Annotated in this window: 12 protein-coding genes and 1 pseudogene; 7 read left to right on the top strand and 6 right to left on the bottom strand. The window is 48.7% G+C overall.

Annotation, left to right across the window (positions count from 1 at the left end):
* Positions 1-95: 95 nt before the first annotated feature.
* Positions 96-756: pseudogene (locus AADEFJLK_RS26010) on the bottom strand (IS3 family transposase); the annotation flags it as partial.
* Between the two features lie 188 nt (positions 757-944).
* Complete coding sequence (locus tag AADEFJLK_RS00120) at positions 945-3,104, bottom strand: beta strand repeat-containing protein (protein ID WP_103972880.1); 2,160 nt, start codon at positions 3,102-3,104, stop codon at positions 945-947.
* An 830-nt stretch (positions 3,105-3,934) separates the two neighbouring features.
* Here AADEFJLK_RS00120 and AADEFJLK_RS00115 point away from each other — a divergent pair.
* From AADEFJLK_RS00115 to AADEFJLK_RS00100, 4 genes are all read left to right on the top strand, one after another.
* Positions 3,935-4,486, top strand: a complete 552-nt coding sequence (locus AADEFJLK_RS00115; RefSeq protein WP_103972879.1) for a hypothetical protein — start codon at positions 3,935-3,937, stop codon at positions 4,484-4,486.
* Between the two features lie 540 nt (positions 4,487-5,026).
* A complete protein-coding gene (locus AADEFJLK_RS00110) occupies positions 5,027-6,733 on the top strand; it encodes a tetratricopeptide repeat protein (RefSeq protein ID WP_103972878.1) in 1,707 nt (568 codons plus the stop codon).
* 29 nt (positions 6,734-6,762) lie between these two features.
* A complete protein-coding gene (locus AADEFJLK_RS25380) occupies positions 6,763-7,479 on the top strand; it encodes a hypothetical protein (protein WP_232463690.1) in 717 nt (238 codons plus the stop codon).
* A gap of 49 nt (positions 7,480-7,528) precedes the next feature.
* Complete coding sequence (locus AADEFJLK_RS00100) at positions 7,529-8,020, top strand: hypothetical protein (RefSeq protein ID WP_103972877.1); 492 nt, start codon at positions 7,529-7,531, stop codon at positions 8,018-8,020.
* Between the two features lie 144 nt (positions 8,021-8,164).
* On the opposite strand, the gene AADEFJLK_RS00095 is transcribed toward AADEFJLK_RS00100, so the two are convergent.
* Complete coding sequence (locus AADEFJLK_RS00095; RefSeq protein WP_103972876.1) at positions 8,165-8,617, bottom strand: hypothetical protein; 453 nt, start codon at positions 8,615-8,617, stop codon at positions 8,165-8,167.
* A gap of 5 nt (positions 8,618-8,622) precedes the next feature.
* Positions 8,623-8,958, bottom strand: a complete 336-nt coding sequence (locus tag AADEFJLK_RS00090; protein WP_103972875.1) for an STAS-like domain-containing protein — start codon at positions 8,956-8,958, stop codon at positions 8,623-8,625.
* A 422-nt stretch (positions 8,959-9,380) separates the two neighbouring features.
* On the opposite strand from AADEFJLK_RS00090, the gene AADEFJLK_RS26005 reads away from it, so the two are divergent.
* The 3 genes from AADEFJLK_RS26005 (at position 9,381) to AADEFJLK_RS00075 (ending at position 11,748) form a co-directional block, all read left to right on the top strand.
* A complete protein-coding gene (locus tag AADEFJLK_RS26005; RefSeq protein WP_103972874.1) occupies positions 9,381-9,665 on the top strand; it encodes a zinc-ribbon domain-containing protein in 285 nt (94 codons plus the stop codon).
* Positions 9,666-10,080: 415 nt separating this feature from the next.
* Entirely contained in the window at positions 10,081-11,103 is a 1,023-nt protein-coding gene (locus AADEFJLK_RS00080; protein ID WP_170064985.1) for a retropepsin-like aspartic protease, read from the top strand.
* A gap of 156 nt (positions 11,104-11,259) precedes the next feature.
* A complete protein-coding gene (locus AADEFJLK_RS00075) occupies positions 11,260-11,748 on the top strand; it encodes a hypothetical protein (protein WP_103972872.1) in 489 nt (162 codons plus the stop codon).
* A gap of 45 nt (positions 11,749-11,793) precedes the next feature.
* Here AADEFJLK_RS00075 and AADEFJLK_RS00070 read toward each other — a convergent pair whose 3' ends face one another.
* On the bottom strand, positions 11,794-12,480 hold the full coding sequence (locus AADEFJLK_RS00070; protein ID WP_146054467.1) for a hypothetical protein: 687 nt from the start codon (positions 12,478-12,480) through the stop codon (positions 11,794-11,796).
* An 8-nt stretch (positions 12,481-12,488) separates the two neighbouring features.
* A complete protein-coding gene (locus AADEFJLK_RS00065; protein WP_103972870.1) occupies positions 12,489-13,244 on the bottom strand; it encodes a hypothetical protein in 756 nt (251 codons plus the stop codon).
* Positions 13,245-13,421: the final 177 nt, after the last annotated feature.

Here is a 13,421-nt window from a genome sequence, read left to right as displayed (position 1 = left end):
ATCGCCATGATATACGGCCCCTTAAATGATATGCCTTTAGTAGACGCCGTCCTTTCGCGTAATACTGGGTTTGGCTGAAGCATCTTGCTAATCAGGAGAAGATTTGGCGAAATGGGCTTATCATGCTGGGAGTCCGTGGTCGCCTTAAACTTGCGCTTGGTTTTACACGCCTTGTGGCCTTATCCATCAACCGGCTGATTCGGCGGCGGCTGACGCTGCGCTGTTGGTCGGACAACGCCTTCCTGATGCGCCGGGTGCCGTAAGTTGCCCGGCTCTTCTTAAAAAGGCTATGGATAATTGCCGTCAGTTCGATATTCTCCTTTTCTTTCATTGCTTGGGATCGATGCAGCCAAGCGTAATAAGCACTACGCGAAACCAGCACTTGTGCCCCAGAAGGTATAAACCGACACATTGAATCGACAGGAAATTCCGTGGCATGTTGCTTGATCCAGGCGTACTTTACCGTTGATCCTTGGCAAAGTATGCCGCCGCCTTTTTTAATAAATCACGTTCCTCTATCAATCGGGCGTTTTCTTTTTTCAGACGCTTAAGTTCTTCGTATAAATGATCGTCCGTCCGCACCGTTTTGCCCGGTGCCATTGGCCGACTATATTTGTTGATCCAGGTATGCAGGGTGTTTTTATTAACACCTAACTCTCTCGCGGTTTGGGCAATGGGTTTATCGCTTTCATTGGCCAGCTTGACGGCAGACTCTCTAAATTCGGCGGTATAGGTTTTGACTTTTTCTTGGCTCATATTAGGATCACACTCTTTTTAGGGTATTTTAAAGTATGTGTCCGGTTTAGTGTAGCCACATCAGATTCCATAATTAACGGTAACATAGCCTAACTTAATGGCAGTGAGGGCAGGGGTTTAACACGCTGAAACGCAATGGAACGCCGACTTAATTTCACGCGCGTTCCTAAGCAAGCATTAAGCTTCTATCACCCCGCCGCCTTCACCGCAAAACGCCGTTGCAACAGCAACAGCACACCGCCCAAACCAAACCAAACTACCGTAGCAGGTTCAGGAATAGCTTTTAACTGAATGTCATTACCCAACGACCCACTATCAGCGTTAGACGAATAACTCACATAAAAATTATAGCTGCGGCCACCGTAGCTAGCCGCTACCGTATGGCCTTGGCTGAACAAACCGCTAATGGCATCGCTGCCGTCATTTAACAAAATGTTGAAAGTCTGGTCAGCGGTGGGGGCGGACAACAACGTCAGCACCAGATTGGCGTTAGCCAAAGACACCGCCCCGCCCACGCTTAACATATCGTTAAAGCCCAAACCGCCCGCGTTTTTCGGGTCCAAATCCAAAGCGAACGTACTGTTACTGGCCAGTGTCGTGTTGCCTGTATGCAGTGTGCCGACCCCACCGATACCTGTCGCCAACGTGCCACCTTGATCAACCGTGACCGCACCCGTGATACTGCCCGTACCGCCCAAACTCGCGCCAGATTTCACTTCCACCGCCCCCGTACCCGTCGCCGAACCCGTCGTGTTCGCCGCCAGCAAGGTGCCGCCATTAATCGTGGTTGCGCCGCTGTAGCTGCTTGCGCCCGCTAGCGTGGTAGTGCCGCTGTTGACCTGCACAGTGGTGAAGTTTGACAACGCGCCGTTATAAGCAAAGCTATTGCCCGTGCCGATATTCAAGTTCAGGGTGCTAGTGCCCGTACCGCCGGACATATCGCCTTGGATGGAAGCCGCACCGCCTTGGATATTCAACGTATTCGTGCCGCCGCCCAAGTCGATGGCTTTGCCGCTACTGCTGCCGTTAATAATACCCGCATTAGTGATAGTATCGTTATCCGCACCCGTCAAAATCGCCGCGTTAGCCGTACCGCCGCCTTGGATAGTCGCGCCCGCATCATTATTAATCGTAACGGTATGGCCGCTGGCAGGGCCATTGACGGCAATACCGGAATCACTGTCGCCCCGGATCAGGCCGCCCGCTTGGTTCGTCACCGTCGCATCGCCATAAATGGCCTCGCGCGTACCCGCCAAAGGCCCCGTGGTAATATCGTTGCCCAACAAAGAAATGCCCCGGCCTACCGCGTTGGTGTTGCCAGCAGCAACCAAGCCTTCGATAGTGCCGGAATTGGTGATAGTACCGCCGCCTACCGAAATGCCTTCACTTTGCGCAGGCGAACCGACAACACTGCTATAAGCGTTAATCGAGCGGATAACGCCAGTATTGGTGATGTTGACCAAGCCATCTACGTCGATACCGTCACCGTCGCCCGTCACACCGTTACCCGTAATAGTGCCGTGGTTGACCACCGTAACGTTTTGGTTGGCGTTAAAACCGTCGAGATTGATGCCGGAACCGTTATCGCCTTTAATGATGCCGCCCGCATTATTCGTGACACTGGCGGTAAAAGTGACGGTATTATCCAGCGCACCGCCCGTGATGCCGTGGCGGGCACCCTCAATCGTTCCGCTGGTATCGTTAGTGATTTGAACGCCGCTGTTGTTCTGCACATCAACACCGTCACTGCTGCTGCCCGTAGACGTGGTCGACTTCATCAGCCCGGCGTTATTCACCGTGCCGCCGACCCCAGGGCGTACTGCGTCCGCTTCCGTGGCCTGCATAATCCCGGTCGAGTAGTTATTGATGACGTTGCTGCCCGTGGTGATGGCGGCAAAGTCCACCACTTGCGAACCGCCTGCCGACGCATTCAGCGAAGTCATCGTGCCATAATTATTGAGCGTGACACTGGCGACCGCTTTGTTCATCTGGATAACGTCCGCGTCCGCCGTTTTCATCAGCGCGGTTGAATTATTGCTGCTGCCGTTGTTAACGGTCAGCCCCGTCACCCCCGTATTGTCACGGACAGCCCGGCCTGTGCCGGATTGGAAGATCGTACCGAGATTGCTCAGGGTAGCGTTATTGCCAGTGATACTGACCGCCACCGGGGTGCCGGAAACAGTCAGCGACCCGCCGCTGCCGACCGCACCCGTCTGGCCGCTGGCGCTGCCAAGGGTTTGCGCACTGGTGGACGTGCCAGTGATATTGAAGCTAGTCGCCTGGGAAACCGGGCTGAACAACAGGCTAGTGGTTGCCAACAGGCCGCCAAATGTAAGGGCTTTTTGCATGATATCCTTCGGAAATAGAGTGGGTTAAACCGTTATTATGTTGTGAAACCGTACCTAAACGCCCTACTGCCTGAGCTTTAGCCACATAAGATAGCCATTAGCTTAATGCCTATCTTATGTCAAAAAACCGCGTTCGGGCAGAGTTTAACGGGAGTGGTCAGGCGTTTTTTAAGCAATAGATTTTAATAATCCGTGTGTTATTATTAGCCGCCTAATAAAGAAAATGCCGCCCTAGCCACTGGCTTACCACCCGCCCTTGTTGTGGAACTTAGCGGATAGGCTATGCTTTATCTAAGTTTCAAACCGATAGTAGTTAGCTTTTTCGGGCAATAAACAACCGTATTGCCTAGTCGGATTGCGCTTAAGTCACTGATTTTAAAATGCTGTTATGACAATATGATGAATCGCCTGTCTTTTCGCGCTAAGGAATGCGTATGAAATAAAATCTGTTGAACAGGCGAAAGTACGGCAACCCCCTCCCTCCTGAGCGAAGCCGAAGGGCTCCCCTTGGCAGGGGAGGAGCTTTTTCCCCTAACTTTCGCCTCTACGACGGAGAAGCCATAAGCTCCCTCCCCTGCCAAGGGCGACTGCATGGATGCACACCCTCAGGGGTGTAAAGGAGGTAGAGCAACGCAGGAGCAGTTGCCGAGAGGGCTGGGGTGGGGTTTAATACGCAGAGATGCAATGGAACGCCCACTTAATTTTATGCGCGTTCCTAACGGACAATCAGCAAGCCGACCCTAGCAAACGGGGCGGGTTACTGTCCGCCAAAGGTAGGCGGCATTGCCTAGACTTTTTCACCCATACCTTAACTGGAAAACGGCGAGAGTATGAACAGAACCCTGATCCCCCTATTAGTAGTCGCCAGCCTCTTCGGCCTGGGCATACCAGCAGCAGATGCAAAAACCCCGCACTGTGAGCGCACCAAAATCTACATCCCCATCGGCTGGTGCGAACCGACCCGCGCCGATTATCGCGGCGACTGGTTACGCTTTAAAAAAGAGACCCCCATCCCCTTCCATATCAGCGGCTACTTTAACGGCGACGGCCAAAAAGACGAGGCCTGGATTTTGTTTGACGAACACCGTAAAAACTGGGGCGTTTTCGTCTTCCTCAACCAAGGCGAAGGACACTTCACCACCCTGCAAATCGATGACACCCGCTTTGAAGATTTAAGCCCGCAAACCACCCAACTGCAACTCCTCGACAACACCGTCCATGAAACCGCCTGCGGCAAAGGCTATTGGGAATGCGCCCAAAACGAACCCGCCAAAGTAAAGATCAAAAACAACGGCTTCTTGCTGTCCCCCTACGAACAAGGCGGGGCGCAAATTGTCTACTGGGAAGACGGGCAATTTAAAAAAGTGTTTTTGAATGATTGATTGGCTTAAGTAGACAGGAACGCGCATGAAATAAAATCTGCTGCATAGGCGAAAACACGCCCCCCAGCCTCCGCGTTCCCTGAGCGAAGCCGAAGGGGACAGAGGAAAGAGCATTTCCCCCCAACTTTAGCCTCTACAACGGAGAAGCCCTTGGCTCCCTCCCCTGCCAAAGGGAGGACTGGGGTCACTGCCATTAAGTTAAAGGTTTATGTTTTATATTTCAATAAGATACAGATTGTGAACGTAGTAAGTTAATCCGTTCGTGGTGAGCCTGTCGAACCATGGGCGGATTAACCGTCCACCCTTCGACAAGCTCAGGGCGAACGGTTAATCCTATTTGGCGTTACATGAACACATAACATATTGATTAATAATTATTAATCCTTAACTTACTTTGCAAGCACCGCTAAGATGCGCTTTAGCAAAAGCAATCGGCGTTGCACAACTGCTGAAATAAATACCCTGCCCTATTTTTATGAACGTTAGGTAAAATTATCCCCACACCAGTACAGCATTAGGCGATAATGATTACCCTCCCTGATGTCGGCTTGGCGGATCAGCGGGGTTAAGGGTTACGGACATTTTAATAGGATAAGCAATGTATTCACTCATCGCATTTGCGACCCAATGGGGCAGTATTCCCTGCAATCCCCCGCCTTAACTGTTATTGCCCGGCTTTCTATACATCATACTGATTTTAATGATATTTTAGTGGCGGGTTTAAGACGGAATTTTAGAAAGTGTTGCCAGAATATTGTCGCAGTTGCACTTGAAACACCTAGCGAATTAGCGGCATTGGCATGTGCAGCGTTTAGAGACTTGGTTTGGGAAGATCAAAGCTACGCAGCCAGGGAGATGGGGGCTGATTTAAAATATGAGTCTGTAGAGCTGGGGCATTTGGCTTATGAGATATTTTTATTTAGAAAAAATAAGGCCTATAAAAAATTGGCCAAGAAGCCTAAGGATATTGTTGGCGCGAAGCAAGACTATGCTCAAAGTTTAACTAATTTATCAGTTGCTTTAAGCCGAATTGGTAGGAATGTCGAGGCGGTCGGTTGTGCTAAAGAAGCGTTAGAGGTTCTTCAGCCGCTAGTAAAAAATAATATCGATGATACTTTTCAGGCTATTTATGCTTCAGTTTTAGGTAATTATTCCACTCGTTTAAATGCAGTGGGCAGAAATGAAGAGGCTCTTAGTTTTGTCCAACAAGCGGTGGCTATCCATAAGCGGCTGGCGGACAAAGATTCTGGCCGCTTTGAGCCGGGCTATGCCACGTCCTTAAATAATTATGCGAACCGTCTCAGCGATACAGGCCAATCTGCCGAAGCCCTTGGCTTTGCCCAACAAGCGGTGACTATCTATAAACAGTTGGCGGACAAAGATCCCGGCAGCTTTGAGCCGGGCTATGCCACGTCTTTAAGCAATTACGCGAACTCTCTTGGCGAGATAGGCCAATACGCCGAAGCCCAAGACTTTGCCCAACAAGCGGTGGCTATCCGTAAACGGCTGGCAGAAAAAAATCCCGACCGCTTTGAGCCGGACTATGCCGATTCTTTAAACAATTACGCGAACTCTCTCGGCGAGATAGGCCAATACGCCGAAGCCCAAAGCGTTGCCCAACAAGCACTGGCTATCCATAAGCGGTTGGTGGAAAAAAATCCCGACCGTTTTGAGCCTGACTATGCCATGTCCTTAAACAATTACGCGATCCGTCTTAGCGAGGCAGGCCAATATGCCGAAGCCCAAGGCTCTGCCCAACAAGCGGCGGCTATCTATGAACGGCTGGCGGTGAAAACGCCGGCACGTTATGAATTTGATGCTTACAACAGCTATTTTAACGTGAGGTTTTTGCATTGGCTGGAGGAAATACAGCCCGTCAACGGTGGGTGGGCAGAGCCGCTACCCCCGCTACCTAGCGAAATTGCCGCGCATCAACAAGCTGAGTTAAGGTTTTATGCGGCAGTGCTGCAAGCTTGTCTGGCGGTATCCCCAAAGCAACGCCGCGAGGGGGTTCAACAGGCGTTAACGGTTTGGCAAGCCCTAGCCCCCGCCCAGCAAAACCCTGCGCTGGAGTATTATTTATGCGCCTGGGGCTGGTTAAACCACCATGAACCGACCGCGTTAACAGAGCCAGCGGGTGCGGAGCTTTGGCGGCGGTTTTACCAACAACGCCAAGGGCGGCTTCCGCACTGGCTGCACACCGTCGCCGAACGCTTAAATTTCACCTGGCCTGACGAAGCCGCCTAACGCGTCGGACACGCGGTTTTGCCTGACATTTGCCCGTTTCGCCAACTTCCAAACCCCTATTTAAGGTACTGGGGTTTGGCGGTAAGGCGCGGACGACCAAAGGGAGTTTATCGGGCAAAACCACCTGCCCGCCCTACGGTTTTCGGCCATGCCGCCAATTTCACAATACCCGCTTTAAGGTGCTGGGATTTGGTGGTACGATGCGGGTTGCCGAAGCGGCATTGTCGGACAAAACCACCTGCCCACCCGGACAAAATATTTCTTTTGTGCCACCACAAAACGCTAAACCATTGAGTAATAAAATGAGCCGTATTGCTAAAAAACTGTCCAACCCCCGCGTCAGAAGGCGGCTAAAAATCGGCCTTTTTCTCTACGGCGGGGTGATTCTGCTCGGCGTGGTCTTTAAGGTCGCTTACGACATCGGCTATTTTGACGCGCAAGCGTTGAAAGAGGCCAAAAAAGCCGAAATGCCTACCACGCGTCCAGAGCTGACCCTAGAAGCCGCCCAGCATATCGTCACAGGTGCGCTCAAAGAAGACCCCACCAACCCCAAAACCCTTGTGGTACAAATTGTCGACAACAACCAAAAACTCGCCGCCCTGATTATCGAAAGCGACAAGCTAAAAAAAGTGGCTTGGCTTATAGACAGACGGATATTTTTTACCGGCGACCTGTTTAACGACGACGGCTACAACCTAACCGAAGGCATCGAAAAACAAAACAATATCCCCCATAACAGCGACTGATTGCCCATAACCGCCCGAATTATTGACCATCCCCCTAGGCAAGGCCAAAATGCTAAAAAACCTACTGAACCGCCCTAAACTTATCGCCACCGCTTTAGGCTTGGCAGCGGCCTTGTTTGCCAGCCTAGGCCAGCCCGTTTATGCCTGCAAATCATTCGACCCCGAACCCAAGCATTTTCCGCTTGAAGAAGTCATCAATTACCCGCATGTCTATGTCGTAAAAGTCACCGCCATCAAATCCGACCAGTCAGACAGTTGGTACGGCCCGCCGTTTAGCTTAACAGGCCAGATTGTCCAAACCCTAAAAGGCCCCGGAAAACCCGGCGACACCCTACAAGCCGAAACCAAAGCCGACGAAGAAGCCCATGCCCGCTGCCCGGTTATCCTAGACGAAGGCAAGACCTATTTACTGATGCTGGAAGGCACAGAAATGCCCTATAAACTGCCGCGTTACGGCTTATACTACCTGTCTTCCGACCATCCACGCTTTAAAATCTACATGGCCGACATCAAACGGGGTTTGAAAAAACGGGGTAAGTGAAGTCTCGAATAACGTAACACTATCGGTTCTGCCCAACAAACTGCGCCCTATTTCTTCAAACGAACATCCGGCAACTGTCGGCATTGATAAAGCGTCAGGCAGAACCGCCTAGAGCCTACACGCTTAAGCAAGCGAACAAGCGGATTAACGTTGATAGTGCTTGCCGTACCACTGTTCGATTTTAGCAATAATCGTTTGAATCTTAATGGATATATCCTGGCATTTTCTGGCATGGTGTCCACCCGGCAGATGCGCCGAAGATTCAAAATCATCACCCGTGACCATTTCAAATAAGTCGGCAAAATCACCGTCCAAATCCATACCTTTTTGTCGGCTTTTTAACCATTCGACCAGCCTGTCCAGTTCGCTAAATTGATTATGTATGTCCAATGCCATACGTTTAGGCTGAGTATCGGGCTTCGCGGGAAAATAATAATCATTAGCGGCATCGCGCAGCACCTTCAAGGCCACTAAAAACTTATCCAATTCCCCCCGAATTTCTTTGCGCGTGTCGCGTTGCCCCGTCAAACGATGGTTGACGATAAGGCCGACCAGTGCGATCACCCAGCCGATAGCCGCAACATCACAACTCGACATAGCGATTACCAGACTTTGCTTTTTTCCGCTTGCGCCTTCTCAAGGTAGCTCCATATCCTTTTATTATATAAAGCCCGCGAGCTGACGATTTTCAACTTGCCCTTAATATCCGCCAACGGCATCCCTTTCTCCCTAATCAAGCCGCCAAACGCCTCCTCCAAAAAAGAAGAGCCGAACCCTAACGCCCCATTCAAATCGATATTGACCTCATCATTATCCTGCAAAGCCGGATACAAAAATTCCTCCCTGAACCTCTCACCCGAATAGCTGCCGTCCGTCTTATATCTGCCTGCCGGCGTATCGGTATAATCATTTGCTATTATTATGGTTTTACTCTTCATGTCTGCTGTCCAGTGAAATGTGCCATTGCTGTCTGTGAGATAATATTTCCCAAACCCTTCACGCTATTATAACTAAAGCCACCAAGCCAAGGAACGGGTATGAAAGAGTCCGTCACTTAACGGCTTGGCCCGCATTGACTAAATGGCCCTAAGTAGGTGTGCATATATTTTTTAACATTTGTAATAAGAAACCGTCATTCCGGCATATCCCTAGGGGCATAAAGGGATTGCCGGAATGACGGCTTCTTAATTTTGTAGTGCAAATAAATATTAAAAAACGTTTGCACGCCTACTTATATCACTCATATCACCCAAAGAGTGACGCGTGGTGATAAATTTTTCTGGACAATCGGATTCCCTTTATTGCACAATTCGGCATTAAACTGATTTTTTGGCAAAAAAACCAGAACGTTTGTCAGGCAATGTGTAAAGGATACCCCCCCATGTTTTGTCGGAATTGTGGCACAAAAAATCAGGCTGTCGCTCTATTTTGTAAAAACTGCGGCCACAGTATGGACACCAATAACATAACTGCCCATAACACCCCGGCATCCACTCAAAATGCCCAGCCAAACCATAAATTCCCGTTACTGGAATCCGTTAAGCGTGTTTTTTTCTATATAGGGGAAATCATCCTATCACTCATCGTCAGTTTATTGGTCTTGTATGCAGTCGGCTGGGTTATTGTGTATTTCGCAAAAAAATAATATAAAAACCAATGCCCTATATGGATTTTAGGGGCTTTTGTCCGTTATGGATACCGTCACTCATTGAGCGGTACAGAGTGGAGTGCAATGGTCTTTAGCCATTGCACGATGGCCTAACCGAGTGTACCAACATTTAGCCTGTCGTTTGCTTAACGCCGGGCCCTAAAAGGCTTATCGCCGTTACTGGCCGTTTTGGCTAAAAATCCCCCGCAACTGTAGAGCCATCAACACATTCAATCAGGAAAAATTCATGTATTGCGCCCAATGTAAAACAGAAAATGAAGAGGGATCTAATTTTTGCATACACTGCGGCAGCCCTATTGCGGCACAGGGCAAAAAGCCTTATAGGAGTGCCCCTGCCGCCAACAGCCAATCAAGCGAGCCCGTCAGTTTGTTGCAAAATACGCTTTATTTATTGAAAAATAACGCATTTGTTTTTTATGGCCTATTAAGCTTCCTAATTTTCATCGGCATTGGCTACTACTTCGATTTCGGAAAAAACCCCCATATTTTTACTGTTAAAAGTAAACATGCAGAAACCAATAAAAACAATCATCAAGCCAAACAACCGGAACTTTGCGACCGGATAGGGGTATTAAAACGCTGTAACGATCTCATCGCCGAAAACAATGCCCGTTCCTGTTTAAATTTAAGCGACCGTTTTTTCGAAAAATGTGGCGATTATGATCAATTGCATAATTATCGTAATACGGCCGCCAGAAGAATATCGGAATGGAAAATTGCCTTAGAATCAGCAAACAAACTGATTGAGCTCTATCCATTCAGCCCCAACCCCCACTTCATCAGAGCCGGAACGCATAAAGAAATGGGCGATTACCGCTCAGCCATCACAGATTATGAACAGACACTCGCCCTGATGCCCGGAGAGATACAATCGCCTTTCGAATTGGTCAACCTATACGAAAGGTCGGGACAACCATGCCGAGGCATATCGTATTTAGAACAGTTTTCATACTATCATCCCGATGTATCCAACAACGCTGAAAACATATTAAAGTCTTTATACAAAAATCCCGCTTGCTCCGATATGCAAGGCAGCGGCAAAGCAACGATTAAGATAAGCAAAAACGGGCTGACCATACAATTGAACACCACCATTAACAAAAAACATAATGGTAATTTCATAGTGGACACAGGCGCATCCTTTGTGGTTTTGTCAAAAAAATTCGCCAATCGGATGCAACTGCATTATTTGGATTGGCCGACCATAATCAGCCAAACGGCAAAGGGGACGGCAGAAGGCCGCCACGGTTTTATCGATGCCGTTGCCGTACAGGGTGTGGAAGCGAAACATATCGAAGTTGTCGTACTGGATGATTTAGGCCCCATCGATGGCTTGCTGGGCTTAAGCTTTCTCAGCCGTTTTAAAATCGAAATGGACGCCGCCCAAGGCTATCTGAAATTAACCAGTAAGTAGGCGTGCAGCTATTTTTTAACCGCCGTTCAACCGCTTACAGAAAGAGCAGCCCTCACCGAGCGGAGTGCAATGGTCTTTAGCCATTGCACGATATAACCCTGTATGCCAACGCTTAGCCTATCGTTTACTTAACGCCGGACTCTATATAGAGATTATATGAAAAACTCACTAAGCGGCTCTAAACTTATCGCCACCGCTTTATACTTGGCATCGGCCCTGCTTATCAGCCTCACCCAACCCGTTTATGCCTGCAAATCGTTGGTGGGCTATCCTGACTATTTTCCGCTTGAAAAAATCATAAGCTACCCGCAGGTGTATGTCGTAAAAGTCACCGCCATCAAACCCGACCAGCCAGACAGTTGGTACGGCCCGCCGTTTAGCTTAACAGGCCAGATTGTCCAAACCCTAAAAGGCCCCGGAAAACCCGGCGACACCCTACAAGCCGAAACCAAAACCGACGAAGAAGCCAACGCCCGCTGCCCGGTTATCCTAGACGAAGGCAAGACCTATTTACTAATGCTGGAAGGCACAGAAATGCCTTATAAACTGCCGCGTTACGGCTTATACTACCTGTCTTCCGACCATCCGCGCTTTAAAATCTACATGGCCGACATCAAACGGGGTTTGAAAAAGCGGGGCAAGTGAAGCACCGCAGTAACGATAACACTATCGGTTCTGCCCGCTAACCACTTAAGCGGCTGGCGGTACTTTACGCGGATAACAGCCTCTTAAATCCAACCAAAGATGATGCAGGGTAAAGGGGGATTTTTCAAAAGGGCGGTCAAAAGTATGACCTAGGCGGGTTGTTGCTTGTTCTTGCCAATCGGGCGAATGCTTAGTTAACGGATCTACCGTTAATTTTGCGGCGATTTCGGTATTGACGTGCATTAAAATGTCCTCGAACGCCATATCTTCAATATAGCCGACCATTGCGCCCATTGCCCTATCAATGCCATAACAGAATTCATCGGTAGTGAACCGGCGGATACCGTTATTAACGTATGCTTCATTGTAATTCCAAGAACGGCTGGTGGCTGAGCCTAAGCGCTTGCATTCAATATGGAAATAAACGCCCTCATGTAAGTCGTCATTTAGCTCTAAGGAAAAAAAGGAAAAATCGGGCTTTTTTTCTTCTGATGGGCTGTAGGGCGTATCCGTTTTAGGTTGAATGGGTAGCTCTTGAACAATAGTATATTGCTGAAAAACATTACGCAAACAAAACAAAAATGCACGGTTCAACCGATTTTCCACCTTTCTGTTACCTTTACCATTCGCAAATTCAGCATTTATCCAATTAATGCCAGTTTCACTGCGCAATAAGGCCAAACTACGTTCAACATCCTCCACCATCCGATTACGCCGCTTGCTCAGTATCATTTATCTTCCTATGCGAGTTCTTGTAATCGGATGGCTTGTGCCAACGTCGCTTCCGCATCTTCACGCGCGGCTGTCCGCGTCCATAATCTGCGCTCATTACGTTTGATAATAATGATTTCGGTATCGCTGACCGACCTCACCATACCTTCAATATAAATATTCTGGCTGACAGGGTACTTTAACGCCGCACCGCACCGCTCCAAAACCGCATCCCAATCTGCTTGGGTGGTGTCCGGCAACAGGCGTAGCGGTTCACCTTTATTTTGGGTGCTAAAAATAACCGCCAACATAGGGTTATTCGGGAGATTGATAACCGTCCAATTAAACTCGCCTTCCGGTTCCAGTTCCGCATTCCAAGCATCCAGAAAGGCGTATAAATAACCTTGCAAACCTTGTTCTTGGTCGCGGTTTTGCGGCAAGTCCTGTATTAAGCCTTGTTTGGCTATATTATTAAGGGGCTTAATCGCTTTACTTTTATTGGCCTGATAGAAAAAGTCCAAGCCCGTCTCGCACATATCCAAAATCAAGTCTTGTTCTGCTTCACTAAGCGCGTACAGCTCAAAAATAGCTTTATCTAATTGCTTTTCCAGCACGGCAATTTCATTATGGTCTGCCAATAGCCCGTCATCCCTATTGCGCAAGCTATCGACAAGGCCGACTATTTTGGCTTGTAAATTTTTATCTTTAGGTAAACGAATAGGCAGTTTTTTGATTTCAAGTAACTTAATATCAGGATGCCAACACCGCCATGAGCCAGATGTCATGAAAAAATAATATCGAGTTAGTGATGACCAAAATATCCCCAAAATAACCTTACGTTTCCATTCTTCAAGATTGTCCAATTTAACCGCATGAAGTGAATCATTAAAACAATAAGATTTGCTGTCAAGTCTAGTAATAATCATTCCTTTCGGACTTCCTGTTTCACTAATGCTGCGCAA

The organism is Methylovulum psychrotolerans (assembly GCF_002923755.1).
Taxonomy (GTDB): domain Bacteria; phylum Pseudomonadota; class Gammaproteobacteria; order Methylococcales; family Methylomonadaceae; genus Methylovulum; species Methylovulum psychrotolerans.
The sequence above is the reverse complement of the archived record's forward strand: the minus strand, read 5'-3'. Positions and strand labels throughout refer to the sequence as shown.

Bases quoted from the DNA above. Each gene is read 5' to 3' on its own strand.
- AADEFJLK_RS00120 (WP_103972880.1), bottom strand. From the start codon at position 3,104: ATGCAAAAAGCCCTTACATTTGGCGGCCTGTTGGCAACCACTAGCCTG.
- AADEFJLK_RS00115 (WP_103972879.1), top strand. From the start codon at position 3,935: ATGAACAGAACCCTGATCCCCCTATTAGTAGTCGCCAGCCTCTTCGGC.
- AADEFJLK_RS00110 (WP_103972878.1), top strand. From the start codon at position 5,027: ATGTCGGCTTGGCGGATCAGCGGGGTTAAGGGTTACGGACATTTTAAT.
- AADEFJLK_RS00100 (WP_103972877.1), top strand. From the start codon at position 7,529: ATGCTAAAAAACCTACTGAACCGCCCTAAACTTATCGCCACCGCTTTA.
- AADEFJLK_RS00095 (WP_103972876.1), bottom strand. From the start codon at position 8,617: ATGTCGAGTTGTGATGTTGCGGCTATCGGCTGGGTGATCGCACTGGTC.
- AADEFJLK_RS00090 (WP_103972875.1), bottom strand. From the start codon at position 8,958: ATGAAGAGTAAAACCATAATAATAGCAAATGATTATACCGATACGCCG.
- AADEFJLK_RS26005 (WP_103972874.1), top strand. From the start codon at position 9,381: ATGTGTAAAGGATACCCCCCCATGTTTTGTCGGAATTGTGGCACAAAA.
- AADEFJLK_RS00075 (WP_103972872.1), top strand. From the start codon at position 11,260: ATGAAAAACTCACTAAGCGGCTCTAAACTTATCGCCACCGCTTTATAC.
- AADEFJLK_RS00070 (WP_146054467.1), bottom strand. From the start codon at position 12,480: ATGATACTGAGCAAGCGGCGTAATCGGATGGTGGAGGATGTTGAACGT.
- AADEFJLK_RS00065 (WP_103972870.1), bottom strand. From the start codon at position 13,244: ATGACATCTGGCTCATGGCGGTGTTGGCATCCTGATATTAAGTTACTT.